The organism is Ramlibacter cellulosilyticus, assembly GCF_014297465.1.
GTDB classification, from domain to species: domain Bacteria; phylum Pseudomonadota; class Gammaproteobacteria; order Burkholderiales; family Burkholderiaceae_C; genus Ramlibacter; species Ramlibacter cellulosilyticus.
The window spans coordinates 660,484-680,321 of the sequence record NZ_JACORT010000001.1 but is presented as its reverse complement, the minus strand read 5'-3'; the positions used below and the strand labels follow the sequence as shown (position 1 = coordinate 680,321).

19 protein-coding genes are annotated in these 19,838 nt (G+C 71.0%); 7 read left to right on the top strand and 12 right to left on the bottom strand.

Annotated features, from left to right (window positions below; genetic code table 11):
* Positions 1-39 precede the first annotated feature (39 nt).
* Together rpmF and H8N03_RS03365 are read right to left on the bottom strand one after the other, a co-directional pair.
* Positions 40-222, bottom strand: coding sequence for a 50S ribosomal protein L32 (rpmF, locus tag H8N03_RS03370; RefSeq protein ID WP_187074695.1), 183 nt, complete (start codon positions 220-222; stop codon positions 40-42).
* A gap of 135 nt (positions 223-357) precedes the next feature.
* Entirely contained in the window at positions 358-900 is a 543-nt protein-coding gene (locus H8N03_RS03365; protein WP_187074694.1) for a YceD family protein, read from the bottom strand.
* Positions 901-925: 25 nt separating this feature from the next.
* Between H8N03_RS03365 and H8N03_RS03360 the strand changes: the two genes are divergently transcribed.
* Positions 926-1,522 (top strand): Maf family nucleotide pyrophosphatase, encoded by a 597-nt coding sequence (locus tag H8N03_RS03360; protein WP_187074693.1) that lies wholly within the window; start codon positions 926-928, stop codon positions 1,520-1,522.
* Positions 1,522-2,280 (top strand): SAM-dependent methyltransferase, encoded by a 759-nt coding sequence (locus H8N03_RS03355; protein WP_187074692.1) that lies wholly within the window; start codon positions 1,522-1,524, stop codon positions 2,278-2,280. The genes H8N03_RS03360 and H8N03_RS03355 overlap by 1 nt, the downstream gene beginning before the upstream one ends.
* A 98-nt stretch (positions 2,281-2,378) precedes the next feature.
* On the opposite strand, the gene H8N03_RS03350 is transcribed toward H8N03_RS03355, so the two are convergent.
* The 4 genes from H8N03_RS03350 to H8N03_RS03335 all read right to left on the bottom strand — a co-directional run bounded on the left by H8N03_RS03350 (position 2,379) and on the right by H8N03_RS03335 (position 5,540).
* A complete protein-coding gene (locus H8N03_RS03350; RefSeq protein WP_187074691.1) occupies positions 2,379-3,398 on the bottom strand; it encodes a S49 family peptidase in 1,020 nt (339 codons plus the stop codon).
* A gap of 140 nt (positions 3,399-3,538) precedes the next feature.
* Positions 3,539-3,913 carry a Rieske (2Fe-2S) protein gene (locus H8N03_RS03345; protein ID WP_187074690.1) on the bottom strand — a complete coding sequence of 125 codons (375 nt, stop codon included), beginning with the start codon at positions 3,911-3,913 and terminating at the stop codon, positions 3,539-3,541.
* The gene (locus H8N03_RS03340) at positions 3,910-4,578 is read right to left on the bottom strand and encodes an HAD family hydrolase (RefSeq protein WP_187074689.1); all 669 of its coding nucleotides are present in this window, start codon (positions 4,576-4,578) and stop codon (positions 3,910-3,912) included. Before H8N03_RS03340 ends, H8N03_RS03345 begins: the two co-directional genes overlap by 4 nt.
* Complete coding sequence (locus tag H8N03_RS03335) at positions 4,545-5,540, bottom strand: RluA family pseudouridine synthase (protein WP_187074688.1); 996 nt, start codon at positions 5,538-5,540, stop codon at positions 4,545-4,547. Before H8N03_RS03335 ends, H8N03_RS03340 begins: the two co-directional genes overlap by 34 nt.
* 496 nt (positions 5,541-6,036) lie before the next feature.
* On the opposite strand from H8N03_RS03335, the gene H8N03_RS03330 reads away from it, so the two are divergent.
* Complete coding sequence (locus tag H8N03_RS03330) at positions 6,037-9,252, top strand: Rne/Rng family ribonuclease (RefSeq protein WP_187074687.1); 3,216 nt, start codon at positions 6,037-6,039, stop codon at positions 9,250-9,252.
* Between the two features lie 168 nt (positions 9,253-9,420).
* Here H8N03_RS03330 and H8N03_RS03325 read toward each other — a convergent pair whose 3' ends face one another.
* The 4 genes from H8N03_RS03325 to hemC are packed head-to-tail and all read right to left on the bottom strand — an operon-like array spanning position 9,421 to position 13,430.
* On the bottom strand, positions 9,421-10,674 hold the full coding sequence (locus H8N03_RS03325) for a heme biosynthesis protein HemY (protein ID WP_187074686.1): 1,254 nt from the start codon (positions 10,672-10,674) through the stop codon (positions 9,421-9,423).
* Between the two features lie 3 nt (positions 10,675-10,677).
* Positions 10,678-11,772 carry a uroporphyrinogen-III C-methyltransferase gene (locus tag H8N03_RS03320; protein WP_187074685.1) on the bottom strand — a complete coding sequence of 365 codons (1,095 nt, stop codon included), beginning with the start codon at positions 11,770-11,772 and terminating at the stop codon, positions 10,678-10,680.
* Entirely contained in the window at positions 11,769-12,524 is a 756-nt protein-coding gene (locus H8N03_RS03315) for a uroporphyrinogen-III synthase (RefSeq protein ID WP_187074684.1), read from the bottom strand. Before H8N03_RS03315 ends, H8N03_RS03320 begins: the two co-directional genes overlap by 4 nt.
* A gap of 3 nt (positions 12,525-12,527) precedes the next feature.
* Positions 12,528-13,430: a hydroxymethylbilane synthase gene (gene hemC, locus H8N03_RS03310; RefSeq protein WP_187074683.1), complete on the bottom strand. Its 903-nt coding sequence runs from the start codon at positions 13,428-13,430 to the stop codon at positions 12,528-12,530.
* A 75-nt stretch (positions 13,431-13,505) separates the two neighbouring features.
* On the opposite strand from hemC, the gene ppc reads away from it, so the two are divergent.
* Positions 13,506-16,304, top strand: a complete 2,799-nt coding sequence (gene ppc, locus H8N03_RS03305; RefSeq protein WP_187074682.1) for a phosphoenolpyruvate carboxylase — start codon at positions 13,506-13,508, stop codon at positions 16,302-16,304.
* 133 nt (positions 16,305-16,437) lie between these two features.
* Here ppc and H8N03_RS03300 read toward each other — a convergent pair whose 3' ends face one another.
* Positions 16,438-16,686: a DUF3297 family protein gene (locus tag H8N03_RS03300; protein WP_187074681.1), complete on the bottom strand. Its 249-nt coding sequence runs from the start codon at positions 16,684-16,686 to the stop codon at positions 16,438-16,440.
* Positions 16,687-16,728: 42 nt separating this feature from the next.
* Between H8N03_RS03300 and H8N03_RS03295 the strand changes: the two genes are divergently transcribed.
* Genes H8N03_RS03295 through H8N03_RS03285 form a run of 3 tightly spaced genes read left to right on the top strand, consistent with a single transcriptional unit; the run spans position 16,729 to position 18,652 of the window.
* On the top strand, positions 16,729-17,322 hold the full coding sequence (locus H8N03_RS03295; RefSeq protein WP_187074680.1) for a class I SAM-dependent methyltransferase: 594 nt from the start codon (positions 16,729-16,731) through the stop codon (positions 17,320-17,322).
* A 10-nt stretch (positions 17,323-17,332) separates the two neighbouring features.
* A complete protein-coding gene (locus H8N03_RS03290) occupies positions 17,333-18,154 on the top strand; it encodes a helix-turn-helix domain-containing protein (protein WP_187074679.1) in 822 nt (273 codons plus the stop codon).
* A gap of 9 nt (positions 18,155-18,163) precedes the next feature.
* Entirely contained in the window at positions 18,164-18,652 is a 489-nt protein-coding gene (locus H8N03_RS03285; protein WP_187074678.1) for a NuoB/complex I 20 kDa subunit family protein, read from the top strand.
* Here H8N03_RS03285 and H8N03_RS03280 read toward each other — a convergent pair.
* Positions 18,649-19,824: an AI-2E family transporter gene (locus H8N03_RS03280; RefSeq protein WP_354005068.1), complete on the bottom strand. Its 1,176-nt coding sequence runs from the start codon at positions 19,822-19,824 to the stop codon at positions 18,649-18,651. The two genes, H8N03_RS03285 and H8N03_RS03280, sit on opposite strands and share 4 nt — an antisense overlap.
* Positions 19,825-19,838 lie beyond the last annotated feature (14 nt).

Sequence of the window (19,838 nt, the reverse complement as noted above, 5' to 3'; positions counted from 1 at the left end):
GCCCGCGTATTGCGGCCGGGCCTCTCGCGCGAACCTGGCTCAGGCGTCGTTCTTGGTCTTCAGCACCTTGCGGCCCTTGTAGAAGCCGTTGGGGCTGATGTGGTGGCGCAGGTGCGTCTCGCCGGTGGTCGGCTCGACCGCGATGCCCGGCACCGTCAGGGCGTTGTGCGAACGGTGCATGCCGCGCTTCGACGGCGACTTCTTGTTTTGCTGGACGGCCATGAAGGGCTCCTGGAATCTGGCAGCCGCCCTTCAGATCAGGCAGCCGTGGGTTGGGTTGGACAGGGCGCGGGGTGCGGAGTCCTGCCAGCCCGGCAGGCGCCCCCTTGGCGCGAAGCCCACGATTATAGCCCAAGGCTACTTCCCCGTCTTCAGCCGGCCGAGCACGGCGAACGGGTTCTCCTTTTCCGCCCCTGCTCCTTCGAACTCCGGGTCGGCCGCCGACATCTTCACGGGCTCCGGACAGGCCTCGTGGCGCGGGGCGACCGGCAACTCCATCAGCAGTTCGTCTTCCACGAGCTCCAGCAGGTCGAAACTGCGGGACAGGGCCAGCAGGTCTTCCTCCGCCTCGTCGTCCTGGGCGGCCGCGGTGGCTTCGTCCGCCACGAAGCGGAACGAGCGGTCCACGGCCACGGGCAGGTCCACCCGCTGCAGGCAGCGCTGGCACACGAGCGGCAGGATCGCGTCGGCATCGAGGTGCAGCCAGATCTCCGGATGGACGTGCTTGGGGTTGCGCATCTCGCCATGTGCGTGCCAGTGCACGGGCAGGGCGGGGTCGCCGCCCGCGGTTTCGCCGGCCAGGCGCGAGAAGCTGCGCAGTTCGGTGCTCTCCTGCAGCGCCGCGCCTTCTTCGGCGAAGCGGCGAACGTCCAGGCGATGCGGGTCGAAGTCCTTGGCCATGAATCCAGTGTAAGAGAATCCCGGGATGCCTCCTGCCTCCCCCTCGCGCGCCCTCGTGCTCGGCTCGACCTCGGTGTACCGCCGCGAACTGCTGTCGCGCCTGCATCTGCCTTTCTCGGTCGAGCCACCGCACGTCGACGAGACGCCGCGCGCGGGCGAAACACCCGCCGAGCTTGCGCGTCGCCTCGCTGCAGCCAAAGCCGCCGCCGTGGCCGCGAAGCATCCCGATGCTGTGGTGATCGGCTCGGACCAGGTCGCGGACCTCGAAGGCGAACCGCTGGGCAAGCCGGGCAACCATGCGAATGCGGTGGCGCAGCTGCGGCGCATGTCGGGGAAGACCGTGGTGTTCCAGACGGCGCTGACCGTCATGTGCCAGGCGACGGGCTTCACCCAGCACGACCTCGCGCCGGTGCGCGTACGCTTCCGGGAGCTCGCGGACCACGAGATCGAAGCCTACCTGCGCGCGGAGCAGCCCTACGACTGCGCGGGCAGCGCCAAGAGCGAAGGCCTCGGCATCGCCCTGCTCGAGGCGATCGACAGCGACGACCCGACGGCGCTCGTGGGCCTGCCCCTGATCCGCACCTGCCGCATGCTGCGCGCCGCGGGCCTGCAAGTGTTCTGATGGCCGGGCGCCTGTACCTCGTCCCGACGCCGCTCGACTTCGGCTGCGAGCAGCACGTGGCCCTCGGCGAAGTGCTGCCGGCGGGCACGATCGCCGTCGCCGCGCGCCTGACCCATTGGGTCTGCGAGAACGCGAAGTCCGCGCGCGCCTTCCTCAAGCGCGTGGGCGAAGTGCAGCCGCTCGCCGCGCCGCTCCAGCAGCAGGCGATCCAGGAGCTGCCGCGCGAAGTGCACAAGAAGGGCGACCACGGGCCCGCCGCCTTCGATGCGAAGCCCCTGCTGCAGGCGGCGCTGCAGGGCCAGGACGTGGGGCTGCTCAGCGAAGCGGGCATGCCCGCGGTCGCGGACCCGGGCTCGTCGGTGGTGCGTGCCGCGCAGGACCTGGGGATCGAGGTGGTGCCGCTGGTGGGGCCGGTGTCGCTGCTGCTCGCCCTCGCCGCGAGCGGCCTCAACGGCCAGCACTTCGCCTTCGTGGGCTACCTGCCGCAGGACGCGGCGCAGCGCACGCAGCGCCTGCGCGAGCTGGAGGCGCTGGCGCAGCGCACCGGGCAGACGCAAATGTTCATCGAGACGCCTTACCGGAATGCGGCGCTGTGGCAGGCGATGGTGCAGGGCTTGAAGCCGGCGACGCGGATCGCGGTCGCGTCGGGCTTGACCTTGCCGACGGCGCGGTGCCGCTGCGCGACGGCCGCTGCCTGGAAGCAGCAGGCGGCACCGGTCACGAACGACCTGCCCGCCGTGTTCGCCATCGGCCTGTAGGCTGGGTTGCGCCGCAGGCGCACCCCAGCTTTCCGGCGCGGCGGCGCATCGCTGGGGTGCGCTGGCGCGCAACCCAGCCTACGGAATCAGCCCAAGACTTACCGCAGCGGTTGAACGGTGCGCAGCGCCTTCACGGCACCTTCGCCCACCGCCGCCCCGAACCGCTTCGCCAGCCGCTCCGCCACGTTCTCGCGCCGCGTGTAGTCGACCAGGTCTTCCGCCTTGATCACTTCGCGCGCGACGAAGTCCAGGTTGCCCAGCTGGTCGGCCAGGCCGAGGTCCACCGCCTGCTGCCCGGTCCAGAACAGGCCGCTGAACAGCTCCGGCATGTCCGCCTTCAGGCGCTTGCCGCGGCCGGTCTTCACCACGTCGATGAACTGGCGGTGCACGACGTCCAGCATCTGCTGCGCGTGCTCGCGGTGGCGGTCCGTCTGCGGACTGAAGGGATCGAGGAAGCCCTTGTTCTCGCCGGCCGTGAGCAGGCGGCGCTCGACGCCGAGCTTCTCCATGAGGCCCACGAAGCCGAAGCCTTCCATCAGCACGCCGATGCTGCCGACGATGCTGGCCTTGTCCACGAAGATGCGGTCCGCCGAGACGGCGATGTAGTAGGCCGCGGAGGCACAGGACTCCTCGACGACCGCATACAGCGGCTTCTTGTACTTCGCCTTCAGCCGGCGCAGTTCATCGTTGATGATGCCGGCCTGCACCGGGCTGCCGCCGGGCGAGTTGATCAGCAGCACCACGCCTTGCGCGCCCTCGTCCTCGAAGGCGGCCTTGGCCGCCGCGACGATGAATTCGGCGCTGGACTCGCTCTTGGGCCCGATCTCGCCCTCGATCTCGATGACGGCCGTGTGCGGTGCCAGCTTCTCGCCGCTGACGTTGCCCTTCCACGTGAGCGACCAGACCAGGAAGATGAAGAAGGCGAGCCAGGCGAGGCGCGTGAAGGTGCGCCAGCGCCGCTGCGCCTTCTGCTCCTCCAGCGTCGCGAAGAGGAGCTTCTCCATCGCGCTGCGTTCCCAGGCGGCGCTGCCGGCCGCGGGCGTGGCGGCGCCGACGGTCGGGGCGGCCGCGGGCGCTTCGGCCGGACGTTCCGGCGGAAGGGTGTCGTTCTCGTTCATGTCGCTATCTCAGTTCTCCGGGGAGTACACGATCCTCGCAGCCTCGCCAAGGGTGTCGCGTGCCACCGCGGAACCGGCTTTGCCGGGCCGCTGGTGGCGCCCCCTTGAGGGGGAGGCGCCGCAGGCGCTTCGGGGGTGGGTCAAAAAGAGATTGGTTGGAGATTCCAGGCAGTATGCCAGTGGACGACGCCGTCTCTTTCGGTGAGCTCGATGCGCGTGAGGGACCCGCGGCAAGGCCCGCCGCCGCAGGCGCCGGTATCCGGCCGGTAGGCGGCGCCGTGCGTGCTGCACAGGAGCCACTGGCCCGTGTCGTCGAAGAAGCGGTTCGGCTGCCAGTCCATCTCCATCGCCACGTGCGTGCAGCGATTCAGGTAGGCATGGACCTGCCCGCGGTAGCGGATCGCGAACGCGCGGCAGGTCTGGCCGGCGTAGACGACGTCGAACGGGACCGCCAACCCGCCCTCCTCCAGGTCGCGCGAATTGCACAGCGCGACGAGCTGCGCCTCGTCGCTCACGCGTTCTCCAGCAGCCAGTCGTGGAGCTCCCGCACGGAATGCACGATCGCCACCGGCTGCAGCGCCTCGAAGCCTTCGTACGCGTGGGCGCCGTAGCTCACGGCCACGCTCGGGCAGCCGGCATTCAGCGCCATCTGCAGGTCGTGCGTCGTGTCGCCGATCATCAGCGTGCGTTCCGGGTCGGTCCCGAACTCGCGCATCAGCTCGTGCAGCATGCGCGGATCCGGCTTGCCGGCCGTCTCGTCGGCGGTGCGGGAGCCGTCGAACACGCCCGCGAGCTCCACGGCGCGCAGCGTCTCGTCGAGCCCGCGGCGCGACTTGCCGGTCGCCACCGCCAGCCAGTGGTGGCGCGCCCGCAGCTCGGCCAGCATCGGCAGCACGCCGTCGAAGAGCGCGAGGTCTTCCTGGTGCGTCAGGTAGTGCCTGCGGTAGCTGGCGCCCAGCTCGGGGTAGCGGTCGCGGGGCACGTCGGGCGCCGCGTGCGCCAGCGCGTCCATGAGCCCCATGCCGATCACGTACGCCGCCGCTTCGTCGGTCGGCACGGCGCCGCCGACGTCGGAGACGGCCTTCTGGATGCAGCGGACGATGATCTTCGTGGAATCGAAGAGCGTACCGTCCCAGTCGAAGGCGATCAGGTCGTACCGGCGCGGACGGGATGCTTGCATTGGTCGGTGAATTTCTGCAGTTCCGGCGGCAATGGCGCCTGCAGCGCGATGCGCTCGCCGGTGGCGGGATGGTCGAACTGTAACCGCCACGCGTGCAGGAACATGCGCTTGAGGCCCTGCTTCGCCAGCGCCTTGTTCAGCTCGAAGTCGCCGTACTTGTCGTCGCCTGCGATCGGGTGGCCGGCCGTGGCGAGGTGCACGCGGATCTGGTGGGTGCGGCCGGTCTTGATGGTGACTTCGAGGAGGGAGTAGCCCTCCAGCAGTTCCGCCACTTTCACGAGCGTGATCGACCGCATCCCGTCCGGATCGTCCTTCGCGACCACCCGCACGCGCCGCTCGCCGTCGGCCTGCAGGTACTTGTGCAGCGGCTGGTCGATCACCTTCTTGTTCGCGGGCCAGGCGCCCACGGCCAGCGCCAGGTAGGTCTTGCCGGTCTCGCGTTCGCGGAACTGGTCCTGCAGCTTCGTCAGGGCGGACCGCTTCTTGGCCACCAGCAGGATGCCGGAAGTCTCGCGGTCCAGCCGGTGCACCAGTTCGAGGAACTTCGCGGTCGGCCGAGCCTGGCGCAACTGCTCGATCACGCCGAAGCTCACCCCGCTGCCACCGTGCACGGCCACCCCGGCGGGCTTGTCCACGGCCAGGACGTGCTCGTCCTCGAACAGGATGGGGAATTCGCGCGCGGGCGCCGGCTTCTCCGCCTTGGCGGCCGCGGCCTCGGACATCCGCACGGGCGGGACCCGCACCAGGTCGCCGAGCTCGATGCGGGTATCCGCCGAGGCCCGCCCCTTGTTCACCCGCACCTCCCCGGAGCGGATGATCCGGTAGACGTGCGTCTTGGGCACGCCCTTGAGCACCCGGATCAGGAAATTATCGAGACGCTGCCCCGCAGACTCTTCGCCCACTGTCAGAAATTGGACCTCCGCACTTGCAGGGGGCGCGCGGCCCCCTATAATCAGTTTCACCAGAGTTACGCCGTAAGTGGTTGATTTGGCTGGCAGTTTAGTCCACGCCTCGTCGCCGGGCCCTCTGGAAGGTCGATGCCACCGGCATCGTGCCGCGCAGATTCCGGGCCAGAGCCCGTCGTGGCGCGGGCGGTGACGGCAGGGGCCGGCTCTTCGAAACACTGATACGGAATAAGAAGTCCGCAAGCCTCCGGCTCGCGGACGGATCAAAGCGAGACAACGGTGCTGATGGTTTTCCTCCTGGCTTTCTGGCGCTGGCTGCTGCCGGCGCCCGCCATGCAGGCACCATGGCCCCTCTTCGGCGCCCTTCCCACTGCTGCATTTGCAGTGCAGCGCCGTCGCTCCCTCGCCCCCATCCCTGTGCCCTTGCGACGGTTGCTGAGCTAGACGCTCCGCAAGCCGACCCGCACTCCGGCAATTCCATCCGTTTCGAAGCGTCGTCCGGCGTCGTTGGACCCATGGGGGTCCGGATGTTTGACAACAAGAAGGTGACGCTATGAAGCGTATGCTGATCAACGCCACGCAGGCGGAAGAACGCCGGCTGGCGATCGTGGACGGGCAGAAACTGCTCGACTACGAAATCGAGATCGAGGGGCGCGAGCAGCGCAAGGGCAACATCTACAAGGCGGTCGTCACGCGCGTCGAGCCCTCGCTCGAAGCCTGTTTCGTCGACTACGGCGAGGACCGCCACGGCTTCCTGCCGTTCAAGGAAATCTCCAAGCAGTACTTCGCGGCGGGCGTCCCGGTCTCCCAGGCCCGGATCAACGACGTGATCAAGGAAGGCCAGGAGCTGCTGGTCCAGGTGGAGAAGGAAGAGCGCGGCAACAAGGGCGCGGCGCTGACCACCTTCATCTCGCTGGCGGGCCGCTACGTGGTCCTGATGCCCAACAACCCGCGCGGCGGTGGTGTCAGCCGCCGGATCGAGGGCGACGACCGGGCCGAGCTGAAGGAGGCGATGGACCAGCTGGAGTACCCGAACGGCATGTCCATCATCGCCCGTACGGCCGGCATCGGCCGCAGCGCGCCGGAACTGCAGTGGGACCTGAACTACCTGCTGAAGCTGTGGACCGCCATCGAAGGCGCGGCCAAGGGCGGCAAGGGCGCCTTCCTGATCTACCAGGAGTCGAGCCTGGTGATCCGCGCGATCCGTGATTACTTCAACCACGACATCGGCGACATCCTGATCGACACCGACGACATCTTCGAGCAGGCGCACCAGTTCATGGCGCACGTCATGCCCGAGCATGCCGCCCGCGTGAAGCGCTACCGCGACGATTCGCCGCTGTTCTCCCGCTTCCAGATCGAGCACCAGATCGAGTCGGCCTACGCCCGCGAGGTGAAGCTGCCCTCCGGCGGCGTGATCGTCATCGACCACACCGAAGCGCTGGTCTCCATCGACGTCAACTCGGCCCGCGCCATCAAGGGCGGCGACATCGAGGAAACCGCAACGCGCACCAACCTGGAAGCCGCCGACGAGGTCGCCCGCCAGATGCGCCTGCGCGACCTCGGCGGCCTGATCGTCATCGACTTCATCGACATGGAGGAGTCGAAGAACCGCCGCGAAGTGGAGAACCGCCTGCGCGACGCGCTGCGGCAGGACCGCGCGCGCGTGCAGTTCGGCTCCATCTCCAAGTTCGGCCTGATGGAGATGAGCCGCCAGCGCCTGCGCCCGGCCCTGTCCGAAGGCGCGTCCATCCCCTGCCCGCGCTGCGGCGGCCACGGCCACATCCGCGACACGGAAAGCTCCGCGCTGCAGATCCTGCGGATCATTCAGGAAGAGTCCATGAAGGACAGCACCGCCTCCGTGCTGGTGCAGGTCCCGGTGGACGTCGCGTCGTTCCTGCTGAACGAGAAGCGGACGGAGATCGCGAAGATCGAACTCAAGCAGCGCATCAGCGTGCTGATGATCCCGAACAAGACGCTCGAGACGCCGAACTACCGGCTGGAGCGCCTGAAGCACGACGATCCGCGCCTGGACAACATCAAGGCCAGCTACCACATGGCCGAGGAAGTCGAGGACCCGACCGGCGTGACGCGCCGCTCGCACGAGCGCGTGAACAAGCAGGAGCCGCTGATCAAGGGCGTGCTGCCCGATGCGCCGGCACCGATGCCCGTGGCGAAGCCGCCCGTGCAGGAGCCGGTGGCGAAGGCCCAGCCTGCCCCGGCCGCCCCGGCACCTGTCGCCGCGCCCGCGCACGCGCCGGCCGAGCGTGGCTTCTTCTCCTGGCTGAAGACGGCCTTCGGCCTGGCCCCGGCCGCCGAACCGGCGCCGGCCCCGGCGCCGGCTGCCGCGCAGCAACCGCGCCGTGACGAGAAGCGCGGCGAAGGCCGCGGGGAACGCGGCGAGCGCGGTGAACGTGGCGGCCGCCGTGACGGTCGTGGCGAACGCGGTGGCCGCGACCGCCGTGGCGAAGGCCGCCGTGACGGCGAGCAGCGACGCGACCAGCGCGTGGGCGCGGAAGCGGCCGAAGGCCAGCAGCGTCCGGAGCAGCAGCAGCGCGACGGCCAGCAGCAGCGCGGGGAAGGCCGGCGCGAGCGTGGCGGTCGCGGCGAAGGCCGCGAGGGCCGCGAGCAGCGCGAAGGCCGCGAACCCCGCGAGGCGCGCGAGCAGCGCGAAGGCCGCGAACCGCGCGAACCGCGCGAGGCGCGCGAACCGCGCGAGCAGCGCGAAGGGCGGGAGCAACGCGAACCGCGCGAGGGCCGCGAGCCCCGCGAAGCGCGTGAACAGCGCGAGCCCCGCGAGCCCCGCGAGCAGCGGGAGCCGCGCGAGGCCCGTGAGGGCCGCGAGCCGCGCGAAGGGCGCGACGATCGCGAGCCGCGCGAGAGCCGCGAGCGGCACGAGGCGCGCCAGCGCCGCGAAGCCGAGCGCCAGGCGCGCGAGAGCCAGCAACTGCTGGAGACCCGCGGCGACATGCCGGAGGGCGTCGTGCCTGCGCCGGAAGGCGAAGGCGCGTCCGCCGAGCAGCGTGGCGAACGCGGCGAGCGTGGCGAGCGTGGGGAGCGTCGTGACCGCGGCGAACGCCGCGAGCGTGGCGAGCACCGCGGGGAGCGCAGCCCCCGCGAAGGCACGCCGGCCGAAGCCGCCGATGCCATGGCCGGCGCGGCCAGCTCCGTCGGCGCGGTGACCGAGTCGCCCGAGTCGCAGCTGCCCCCGGGTGCCGATCCGGTGCTGGAATCGCACACGCACTACGACGACCGCCGCCCCGAGGGCGAGCAGGCCGACCAGGGCGAGCGCCGCGACCGCCGTTCGCGCGACCGCTACGGCCGCGACCGCCGCGAACGTGGCGACCGCGTCGAGCGCCCCAACGGCGCCATCGTTGCGACCGGCGCCGAAGTGTCCCCCGCGGAGATGGAAGTGTTCGCCGGCCACGCGCCGCTGCCCGAGGAGCACCATGCCCGCGGCCACGCGCCGCAGCCGCAGCAGGCCGCCGCGCCCGCCACGGGCCTGGAGCCGATCCGCACCCGCGGCGTGCCCCGCGTGCAGCCGTTCTCGCTGCCGGTCGACGAGCTGAAGAACGTCGCCGAGGGCTCCGGCCTGCAGTGGGTGAATTCCGACGCCGACAAGATCGCTGCCGCCCAGGCCGCGATCGCCGCCGAACCGAAGCCGGTGCACGTGCCGCGCGAGCGGCCGCCGGCGGCGGTCGTCGACGAAGGCCCGCTGGTGCTGGTGGAGACGAAGCGCGATTTGCGCAACATGCAGTTGCCGTTCTGAGGCGGCTTGCAGGATGAAAAGGGCGCCGGTGGCGCCCTTTTTCCTTTGGGGAGTTGCTGGGGTTCGCTGGCGCGAAACCCAGCCTACGGATGCGGGAGTGACCCCGGGGGTGCGCGCGACCAGGTAGGCTGGGTTGCGCGCAGCGCACCCCAGCGTTGAGCCACCAGGCTATTCCCCCGCCGCCCTCTTCCACGCGATCGCCGCCGACTGCGCATCCTCGCGCTGCTCCGCGAGTTCCGCGAGCGCGCGCCAGGCGTTGCGATGCAGCTTCGCATCCTGCAGCCCCAGCGCCGCCTGCGTGAGCAGCTGCTGCGCCTTGCCCCACAGCTGGCGCTTCATGCACGCCATGCCCGCGAGGTACTGCAAGGTGGCGTCGCGCGGATTCGCCTTCTGCGCCGCCTCGACGCGCGCGAGCCAGCTGGCATCCAGCGAGTCGAGGCCTTCCTCGAGCGCGCACACCAGCTTCACGCGCAAGGCGTCGTTGAGTTCCGCCTGCTTCTCCCACACGGGCAGCAGCCACTCCCGCGCGACGCGCGCCTCGCCGCGCAGCGACGTGAGCCGCTGCGCTGCATGGATGGCGACCTCCGGCATCACCCGCTCCGCCGGCTCCAGCGCGGCCCACGCCCGCTGCAGCTGCGCCACGTCGTACGCGCCGTTGAGGAGATCCATCGCGAGGCCGCGCACGATGCTGCGCGCCGCCACGGGCGAGAAGGCATGGTGCTTGGCGAGCAGGCGCGCGGTCTCCAGCGCCTCGCGCGTCTGGCCCGCCTGGCGCGAGGCGCGCAGGCGGGTGCGCAGCGCCAGCGTGCGGCGGGACGCGCCCTGCGGCAACTCCTGCAGGTGCTGCATGGCGGCTTCGGGCTCGCGGTCCTCGAGCGCCCAGCGCGCGGCGCGCAGCAGCGTGCCCTCGCGCGTTTCCTGCGCGTCGCGGCCCGAGGCCTGCTCCAGCGCCTGCTGCAGGTGCTCCTCGCGCGCGGCGCGGTCCTGCAAGGCGTGCGCCGATTCGGCGGCCAGCACGTGGGCGATGGCGCGCAACTGCGCCGCGTTCGCGGGCTTCTGCCCGGATGCGGTCAGCGACGCCTCCTGGTCCAGCACCGCCTCGCCCGCCTTGCGAGCGCGGATGTAGCGGCCCGCCAGCATGTGCGACAAGCCTTCGAGCAGCGCGCCGTACATGGAGCGCTCCTTCTGCTGCGTGCGCCAGCGCAGCGCCTGCCGCGGCAGGTCGAACAGCGCGGCCAGCGCGCGCATCACCGCGTGCACGAAGAAGAACGAGGCGACCAGCAGCAGCACGACGAGGTTCAGCGAGAGGTCGATGCGGTACGGCGGCCAGAACAGCGTCACCGTGCCCTGGTTGTTGCCGGCGAACAAGGCGCCCGCCACGGCAACGGCGAACAGGACCAGCAGCCAGAGCGCGGCACGCATGGCTTACTTCCCGGCGCCGAGCGTCGCCAGCGCGGCGAGCGTCTCGTCGATGCGCGGCAGCTCCGCCGTGCGCACCTGGCCCTGCACCTGCTGCAGCTGCGCCGCCACGGCCTGCGTGCGGCGCGAGCCCGGGTCGAAGTACTTGAAAAGGGCGGCGCTCGCCGCGGCGACATCGGCGCGCGCGGCCTCGTTCTGGCGCGCGAGCAGCGACAGCCGCACGTTCAGCAGCTTCAGCTTCATGTTCTCGCGCAGGAAGAAGGCCTGCTCCGGCGCCACCAGCATCGCTTCGGGCTGGTCGATGCGGCTCACGCGCACCAGCCCGCGCGCCTCTTCCAGCACGGCACCGCGCCAGCGGTGCCACCAGGCCACGGGCGCCGGGCCGGCGTCCACGGCGGATGCGGGCCTGCGCGGTGCGTCCGCCGTCAGCGAGCGCGCCGGCACGGCATTGGCCACCGGCAGGTCGTCGACCTGCCGCACGATGTCGTCGAGGCGCGCCAGCAGGCCCGGCACGTCGGTGACGGTGGCGGAACGGATGCGCTCGATGTCGCGCGTGATGGAAGCACGCAGGCGCGCCAGGCGCGGCTGGGCCGCGCGCGCGAGGCGCTGGTCGGCGGTGCGCAACGCGGCGAGCAGCGGCTCGGGGCTGCCCGTGAGCTGCGTCTGCTGCTGCGCGAGGCGCAGCGCCGATTCGATGTCCACCACCAGGTTCTCGTCGCGCGAACGCGAAAGGCTCTGGATCAGGTCTTCCAGCTGGCCGCGCTGCAGCGCGACTTCGGAGAGGCGCGACTCCAGCACCACCTGCCGCGCGGCGGCGTCGCGCGCCACGTCCTGCGCCTGGCGCGCGAGGGCGCGGGCCTCGATGGCGTTGGCGCCGGTGTCCGCGCTTTGCCGCGCGAGCTGCTCCTGGATGTTCGACAGGCGCTGCCACAGCATCACGCTGGACAGGAGACCCGCGCCGGCGACCAGCACCAGCGCCATCAAGGTCCCGCGCGACACGGTGGCGGAGCGGACCTGCGCAGCGACTGGCGTGCCCTGCGTCGCCGGCAGCACCGGCGGGAGCTCGGGCGGAGGCGGAGGCGTCGGGGGCAGGGAACTCATCGGGTCGATTCTATCGACGCGAGCACCGCGTCCCACCCGGGGCGTGTGGTCTCCACGCGACCGAAACCGAGGCGCTGCACGCTGTCGGCGATGCGCGGGTGCGTCGCGAGCGCGCGGGCGCGGGACCAGTCCTGGCCGGGGAGGAGCGCCGGCAGGTGCCCCGCGGCCTCCGAACTGCTGAAGAGCCACAGCGAGCCGTCCGAGGCCGCCTCGCGGGCCGCTGCGCGCTGCGCCTCGCTCCAGGCGGGAGCCGCGCGCGTGTAGGCCACGACGATGTCCACCCCGACGCCCAGCGCCTCCAGCTGCTGCAGAAGCCAGTCACGGCCCTGCCCGCGGCCGTCGCCGTCGCCGCCGCGCACGAGCAGCAGGCGGTCGCCCCGCGCGAGCTGCCCCTGCACCTGCTGCCACAGGTTTTCCGAGTCGAACTGGGCCGCGTCCGCCGCCGGAGCGTCGACGCGCGCGTCCGGCACGCCGGCCTGCCGCAAGGCGTCCTGCGTCGCCGGACCGGGCGCCCAGGCGCGGGCCTGGCGGAACACGGGTTGCGCCGCGAAGAAGCCTTGCACCGCATTGGCGCTCACGAACATGACGGCAGCGTAACGGTCCGCCTCGCGTGCGGCTTGCTCCAGGGCGGTGGCATCGGGCGCGGGCCCGATGGCCAGCAGCGGGAGCACGAGCGCGTCGATGCCGCGCTCCCGCAGGCGCGCCGCCCAGCGCTCGGCTTCGGGCACCGGGCGCGTGAGGACGACGCGCATCGGCTAGCGGGCCCCGCCGGCGCGCAGGCGCGCCGCGACGGCCTCGCCGAGGGCCGCGGCCTGCTCCAGGTCCGCCACCACGTCCGCGCTGCGGGCGCGCACCAGCACGCCGGCCTGGTCGGGATCGCCCCAGGCGGCGTTCAGCTGCAGGTATTCGCCCTCGAAGTGCGCGTGCGCGGCGAGCGGCATGGAGCAGCTGCCGCCCATGGAACGGCTCACGGCGCGCTCGGCCGCGACGGCGAGCCAGGTGGACTGGTTGGCGAGCGGCGCGAGCGCCTCGGCGACGTCGCCGCGCGCGGCGCGGATCTCGATGCCCAGCGCGCCCTGCCCCGCGGCCGGCAGCATCTCGGTCGGCTCGAAGACCTGGCGGATGCGCCCGGCCAGCCCGAGGCGCTTGAGGCCCGCCGCGGCGAGCACGATGCCGTCGTACTGGCCGTCGTCGAGCTTGCGCAGGCGCGTGTCGAGGTTGCCGCGCAGCGGCTCGATCTTCAGGTCGGGGCGCAGCGCGCGCAGCAGCACCACGCGGCGCAGGCTGGACGTGCCGACGACGGCGCCCTGCGGCAGGTCCGCAAGCTGCCGGTACTTGTTGGAGACGAAGGCATCGCGCGGGTCTTCCCGCTCCATGACGCAGGCGAGCGCGAAGCCCTCCGGCAGGTCCATGGGCACGTCCTTGAGCGAATGCACGGCGAGGTCCGCGCGCCCTTCCTCCAGGGCGACCTCGAGCTCCTTGACGAAGAGGCCCTTGCCGCCGACCTTGCTGAGGGACCGGTCGAGGATCTGGTCGCCCTTGGTGGTCATCCCGAGCAGCGCCACCGCGTGGCCCCGCTGTTCCAGCAGGGCCTGCACGTGTTCGGCCTGCCAGAGGGCCAGGCGGCTTTCGCGCGTGGCGATGGTGAACTGGCTCAAGGTCGTAACCTGTTCGTAATCGATGGGGGAAGGTCGATGCTAGCATCCCGCGCATCCCCCCACAGGAAGCGATCCATGCCTGCGATCGAGCAGCCGCCCGCGCGGCGTGCCAAGGAGAACGAACGGCCGCTCGTCGAGGACATCCGCCTGCTCGGCCGCATCCTCGGCGACGTGATCCGCGAGCAGGAGGGGGTGGACACCTACGAGCTGGTGGAGCGCATCCGCAAGCTCTCCGTCTCCTTCCGCCGCCATGACGACCAGGCCGCGGACCGCGAGCTGAAGTCGCTGCTGAAGACGCTCTCCGGCGACGAGGCGGTGCGCGTGATCCGCGCCTTCACCTATTTCAGCCACCTGGCCAACCTCGCCGAGGACCGGCACCACATCCGCCGCCGCGAGGTGCACGAGCGCGCGGGCGACACGCAGGAGGGCAGCATCGAGGTGGCGCTCGCGCGACTGCGCTGGGCCGGCATCCATGCGCGCACCGTGTCGCAGACGCTCGCGAACAGCTACCTGTCTCCCGTGCTGACCGCGCATCCCACGGAGGTGCAGCGCAAGAGCATCCTGGATGCGGAGCGCGACATCGCGCGCCTGCTCGCGGAGCGCGACGAGATCAAGGGCCGCGCCCTGCCCCGCGACGCGCTGGCGCCGCGCGAGCTCGCCGCCAACGAGTTGCAGATGCGCGCGCGCGTGGAGCAGCTGTGGCAGACGCGCCTGCTGCGCTTCACCAGGCTGACCGTGGCCGACGAGATCGAGACCGCCCTCAGCTACTACGAGGCGACCTTCCTGCGCGAGATCCCCAAGCTGTATGGCGAGCTGGAGCACGCGCTGGGGCAGCACCCGGTGGCGAGCTTCCTGCGCATGGGGCAGTGGATCGGCGGCGACCGCGACGGCAACCCCAACGTGACGGCGGAGACGCTCGCGTACGCACTGCGCCGCCAGTGCGAAGTGGCCTTGCGCCACTACCTCACCGAACTGTTCTGGCTGGGCAGCGAACTGTCGCTCTCCGCCCTTCTGGTGGAAGTGACGCCGCAGATGCGCGCGCTGGCCGAGAGCTCGCCCGACACCAACGAGCACCGGCTGGACGAGCCTTACCGGCGCGCCGTCAACTGGATGTACGCGCGGCTCGCCGGCTCGCTGAAGGAGTTCACCGGCGGCGATGCGGCGCGCCACGTGCTGCCGCCGCAGAACCCGTACTTCCGCGCCGAGGAATTGCTTGCCGACCTGCGCACGCTGCAGGACTCGCTGCGCGCGAACCACGGCGGCGCGCTGGTGCACCAGCGGCTGCATCCGCTGATCCGCGCGGTGGAGGTGTTCGGCTTCCACCTCGCCACCGTGGACCTGCGGCAGAACTCGGAGCAGCACGAGGAGGTCGTCGCCGAGCTGCTCGCGACGGCGCGCGTGGAGAAGGGCTACCGCGGCCTCGACGAAGCGGGCAAGCGCGCCGTGCTGATGAAGATGCTGGCCGACGCGCGTCCCTTGCGCGTGCCGGGCGCCGACTACAGCGAGCACGCGCGCAGGGAACTGGCCATCTTCGAGACGGCCGTCGCGATGCGGGGACGCTACGGCCCGCAGGCGATCCGGCACTACATCATCAGCCACACCGAGGCGGTGAGCGACCTCCTGGAAGTGATGCTGCTGCAGAAGGAAGTCGGCCTGCTGCACGGGACGATCGATGACGGCGCGCACATCGACCTGATCGTCGTCCCGCTGTTCGAGACCATCGCCGACCTGCGCAATGCCGCGCCCATCATGCGCGAGTTCTACGCGCTCCCCGGCATCGCGAAGATGATGCAGCGCTCGGGCCGCGAGCAGGACATCATGCTGGGCTACAGCGACAGCAACAAGGACGGCGGCATCTTCACCAGCAACTGGGAGCTGTACCGCGCCGAGATCGCGCTCGTCGAACTGTTCGACCAGCTCGCCGCCTCTCACCAGATCCAGCTGCGCCTGTTCCACGGACGCGGCGGCACCGTGGGCCGCGGCGGCGGCCCGAGCTACCAGGCCATCCTGGCGCAGCCGCCCGGCACGGTGCGCGGGCAGATCCGCCTCACCGAGCAGGGCGAGGTGATCGCTTCCAAGTACGCGAACCCCGAGATCGGGCGGCGCAACCTGGAGACGCTGGTGGCCGCCACGCTCGAAGCCACGCTGCTGCAGCCGACGAAGCCCGCGACCAAGGCCTTCCTGCAGGCGGCCGAAGCGCTGTCGCAGGCGAGCATGAAGGCGTACCGCGCGCTCGTGTACGAGACGCCGGGCTTCGTGGACTTCTTCTTCAGCGCGACGCCGATCCGCGAGATCGCGGAGCTGAACATCGGCTCGCGACCGGCGTCACGCAAGGCGACCCAGAGGATCGAGGACCTGCGTGCGATCCCCTGGAGCTTCAGCTGGGGGCAGTGCCGCCTCACGCTGAACGGCTGGTACGGCTTCGGTTCCGCCGTCGAGGCCTTCCTCGCCGCCGGCGACCGCAAGGAGCAGGCCGCGCTGCTGCAGCGGATGTACCGGCAGTGGCCCTTCTTCAAGGCCCTGCTCTCCAACATGGACATGGTGCTGGCCAAGAGCGACCTGGCCCTGGCGCGTCGCTACGCGGACCTCGTGCCGGACGCACGCCTGCGCAAGCGCATCTTCGGGACCATGGAAGCGGAGTGGCAGCGGACCGTGGACGCGATGGCCCTGATCTCCGGCGAGAAGCAGCGCCTCGCCGGCAACCCCGCCCTCGCACGCTCGATCCGCCACCGCTTCCCCTACATCGACCCGCTGCACCACCTGCAGGTGGAGCTGGTGCGCCGCTGGCGCGAACGCAGCGCCGACGAGCGCGAGCGGCGCGGCATCCACCTCGCGATCAACGGGATCGCGGCGGGGTTGCGGAATACGGGGTGAGGCGGGGCCCTTCGGTGGGGTTCGCTGCGCTCACCTGCCGGCGCTTGCGCGCCGCCACCCTACGAATCCGGACTTGTAGGGTGGCGCGGCGCCAGCCGCGGAAGGTGAGCGCAGCGAACCCCACCGCCCGTCCTCACTTGTAGAACGCCTCGACCTTCCCCTTGAGCTTGATCATCAGCGGCTGTCCCTTGCGGTCCAGCGTCTTGCCCGCCGGCACCCTCACCCAGCCCTCGCTGATGCAGTACTCCTCGACGTCGGTGCGCTCCTTGCCGTTGAAGAGGATGCCGACGTCGTGCTCGAAGATTTCCTTCACGTGGTGCGGGCTGCGCGGGTCGGCGGAGAGGTGGTCGGGCAGCGGGGGACGTTCGGTGTTTTCGCTCATGGCGTGATTGTCGGCGAGTTGCGGTGTGTTACCGTGCCGCGCATGAGCAACAAGCGCGTCCTGAACGTCGGCGGCAACAGCAAGCAGATCCCCTTGCCGCCCGCCTATGCCGGTTACGAGCACCTGCTGCTGGACATCCAGCCCGGCGACTCGGTCGACATCGTCTGCGACGCGCGCCAGCTCACCACCCTGGAGGCGGCGCAGGTCGACGCCGTCTACTGCTCGCACAACCTGGAGCACTACCACCGGCACGAGGTGCCGCGGGTGCTCGCGGGCTTCCAGCACGTGCTCAAGCCGGGCGGCTTCGCGCACGTCATCGTGCCGGACCTCCAGGCGGTGATGCAGCAGGCCGTGGAGCGCAAGCTCGACGTCGAGGACACCTTGTACCAGTCCGCCGCGGGCCCGATCACGGTGCTGGACGTCCTCTACGGCTACGGCGAGGAGATCGAGCGCACCGGGCAGGACTTCTATGCCCACAAGACCGGCTTCACGCCGCGGTCGCTGGAGCTGGCGCTGTGGAACGCGGGATTCCGCAAGATCTTCATCGGCACGGAACGGCTGCAGGTCGAGGCGCTCGCCTTCAAGACCGCGCCGGACGCGTGGGCCCGCGAGGCCTTCGGCCTGCCGGAGTCCTGATCCGCCCGCCATGCAGGCTGCGACGCGCGAACGGCTGGCGGTGCACGCCGCACCTCCCGCGCTGCGCCCCTGGGCCGTGTGCGTGCTGCTGCGGCACGCGGATGCGGGCGATGTCCTCCGCGCCCGCGTGCAGGCAACGACCTTCGCCTGCCTGAACGTCGTCACGGCCGGGGAGGTGCGCTGCGACGGCACGCTGCAGCCGCCGCGCTTCCTCGCCGGCCCCGCGTCCCGTCCGCGCGAAACGTCGGCGAGCGCACCGCTGGCGTCCGCGAGCCTCGTGCTCGCCCCGGGCCTGCTGGAACCCTGGCTGGGCCTGCGGCCGGACGGCCTGGTCGATGCGCTGGTGGACGTCGACGCCTTGCAGCACCCCGGACTGCACGCCCTCTGCGCCGCGCTGGCGAGCGCCTGCGGCGACGCCGACGCGCTCGCCACCGCATGGCGCCTGCTGGAAGACGCGGTTCCCTCCCTTCGCCCACCCGAACTGGCGCTCCCCCTGCTGCGGGAACACGGCGTCGCCGGCGCAGCCGCCGCGGTGGGCTGCAGCGAGCGCCAGTACCGCCGACGCTTCCAGCGCCAGCAAGGCCTCGGCCCCGCGGCCTGGCTGCGCGTGCGCCGCTGGGAGGAGGCGCTGCAAGGCCTGCTCGCCCCCGAGGCGCGACCGGCGCTCGCCCGCCTGGCCGCAGGCCACGGTTACGCGGACCAGGCGCACCTGACGCGCGACACGCAGGACTTCGTGCACGCGAGCCCCGCCCGCTTGCGCCATGCCCATGACTGGTCCCTTGCGCCCGCCCGTGTCCGGATTCTTCAAGACGGAGAAGGCGACGCCGCCTAAGGTGGCGGCATGTCCCTCGTTCCCCCGCCCTTCCGCACCGGCGAAGGCGCGTATGCCCTCGGCACCGTCGAAGAGGTGCTGCGCGCGGCGCAATCCGGCAGCCTCTGGTACCTGACCTTCGGCCTCGCCTGCTGCGCCGTGGAGATGATGCACACCGCCGCGGCCCGCTACGACTTCGACCGCTTCAGCATGATCCCCCGCGCCAGCCCGCGCCAGGCGGACCTGATGATCGTCTCCGGCACCCTCACCAACAAGATGGCGCCCGCGATCCGCAAGGTGTACGACCAGATGGCGGAGCCGCGCTACGTCATCTCCATGGGGTCCTGCGCCAACGGTGGGGGCTACTACCACTACGCCTATTCCGTGGTGCGCGGCTGCGACCGCATCCTCCCCGTGGACGTCTACGTGCCGGGCTGCCCGCCCACGCCCGAGGCACTCCTCTACGGCGTGATGCAGCTGCAGCGCAAGATCCGCGCGACGCCCATCCTGCGCGCCTAGTTGCCCAGGAGCTCCCCGATCGGCTTGAGGTGGTCCACGCGGTCGCAGACCGCCTTCACCGCCATGAGGATGGGGATCCCGAGCAGCAGGCCCCACACGCCCCAGAGCCACCCCCAGGCGAGCACGCCGATGAAGACGGCGACGGGGTTCATGCTGCTCGCGCGGCTGGTGGCCAGCGGCACCAGCAGGTTGCCTTCGATGGTGTTGATCAGGAGCGAAACGCCGGCCACGGCCAGCGCCATGTTGACGCTGCCGTTGAACTGCAGGAAGGCGACGAGCGCAGCACCACCCGTGACCACCACGGAGCCGACGTAGGGCACGAGGTTCAGCACGCCCGCGGCCACGCCCCACACCGCCGCGTGGTTCAGGCCCAGGAGCGCGAAGGCGATGCCCGTGCACACGCCCACCGCCACGCTCGCCACCAGCTGCACCAGCAGGTAGCGCTGCATCTGCGCATTGATCTCGTCCAGCGCCTGCACGGTGAGCTTCTTCTCGGCGAGGCCCGGGCCGGCGATCTTCACCAGCTTGCGGCGGAAGGTGTCCCCCGAGAGCAGCAGGAAGTAGGTGAGGAAGGTGATGATCACCGTCTGGCCGACGACGTTCGCCAGGCCGATGGTGCCGGTCCAGAGGTGGTCGCGCAGGTCGAAGCGCGGCTTCTCCACGATCACCCGCTGGACGCCCCGGGGCGTGCCGCCGGCGGGCGCGCCTTCGGTGGCCTTCTGCAGCTCGGTGGCGGCCTGCTGCACGGTCTCCAGCGTGGAGGCTTCCTTCTTCGGCTTGCGCAGCACGTCGCGCACCTTGCGCGCGGCATCGGGCAGCGAGGCGATCAGCTCGTTGGCGTCGTCGGCCAGGGCGTAGACGGAGCCGCCCGTGCCGCCGAGGATGCCGAGGATCAGCACCGCGGCGCTGAGCGCCCGCGGGACCTTGCGGGCCTGCAGCCAGTCGACGACGGGGGACAGCGCATAGCTGAAGACCAGCCCCAGCATCAGCGGGATGAAGAAGCCGCTCGCCCACCGCAGCACGGCGAGGATGGCGATGACCACGAGCACCGTGAGCGCGACGTTGCGCGCGTTCTCCGGCATGTGCAGCAGCACGTGCGGCGGGTCTTTCGGGTCGACCGGCGTGCGCGGAAGGTCGTCGATGTCGGACGGATCGGAAGGTTCGGAACTCACTTTTGGACTTGTCA

Excerpts from the sequence above, each read along its gene's own strand:
- H8N03_RS03365 (WP_187074694.1), bottom strand. The coding sequence starts at position 900 with ATGGCCAAGGACTTCGACCCGCATCGCCTGGACGTTCGCCGCTTCGCC.
- H8N03_RS03290 (WP_187074679.1), top strand. The coding sequence starts at position 17,333 with ATGCAGGCTGCGACGCGCGAACGGCTGGCGGTGCACGCCGCACCTCCC.
- H8N03_RS03325 (WP_187074686.1), bottom strand. The coding sequence starts at position 10,674 with ATGCGTGCCGCGCTCTGGCTGCTGGTCCTGTTCGCCGTTGCCGTGGCG.
- H8N03_RS03315 (WP_187074684.1), bottom strand. The coding sequence starts at position 12,524 with ATGCGCGTCGTCCTCACGCGCCCGGTGCCCGAAGCCGAGCGCTGGGCG.
- H8N03_RS03295 (WP_187074680.1), top strand. The coding sequence starts at position 16,729 with ATGAGCAACAAGCGCGTCCTGAACGTCGGCGGCAACAGCAAGCAGATC.
- H8N03_RS03360 (WP_187074693.1), top strand. The coding sequence starts at position 926 with ATGCCTCCTGCCTCCCCCTCGCGCGCCCTCGTGCTCGGCTCGACCTCG.
- H8N03_RS03340 (WP_187074689.1), bottom strand. The coding sequence starts at position 4,578 with ATGCAAGCATCCCGTCCGCGCCGGTACGACCTGATCGCCTTCGACTGG.
- H8N03_RS03350 (WP_187074691.1), bottom strand. The coding sequence starts at position 3,398 with ATGAACGAGAACGACACCCTTCCGCCGGAACGTCCGGCCGAAGCGCCC.
- H8N03_RS03285 (WP_187074678.1), top strand. The coding sequence starts at position 18,164 with ATGTCCCTCGTTCCCCCGCCCTTCCGCACCGGCGAAGGCGCGTATGCC.
- H8N03_RS03320 (WP_187074685.1), bottom strand. The coding sequence starts at position 11,772 with ATGAGTTCCCTGCCCCCGACGCCTCCGCCTCCGCCCGAGCTCCCGCCG.
- rpmF (WP_187074695.1), bottom strand. The coding sequence starts at position 222 with ATGGCCGTCCAGCAAAACAAGAAGTCGCCGTCGAAGCGCGGCATGCAC.
- H8N03_RS03355 (WP_187074692.1), top strand. The coding sequence starts at position 1,522 with ATGGCCGGGCGCCTGTACCTCGTCCCGACGCCGCTCGACTTCGGCTGC.
- ppc (WP_187074682.1), top strand. The coding sequence starts at position 13,506 with ATGCCTGCGATCGAGCAGCCGCCCGCGCGGCGTGCCAAGGAGAACGAA.
- H8N03_RS03300 (WP_187074681.1), bottom strand. The coding sequence starts at position 16,686 with ATGAGCGAAAACACCGAACGTCCCCCGCTGCCCGACCACCTCTCCGCC.
- H8N03_RS03330 (WP_187074687.1), top strand. The coding sequence starts at position 6,037 with ATGAAGCGTATGCTGATCAACGCCACGCAGGCGGAAGAACGCCGGCTG.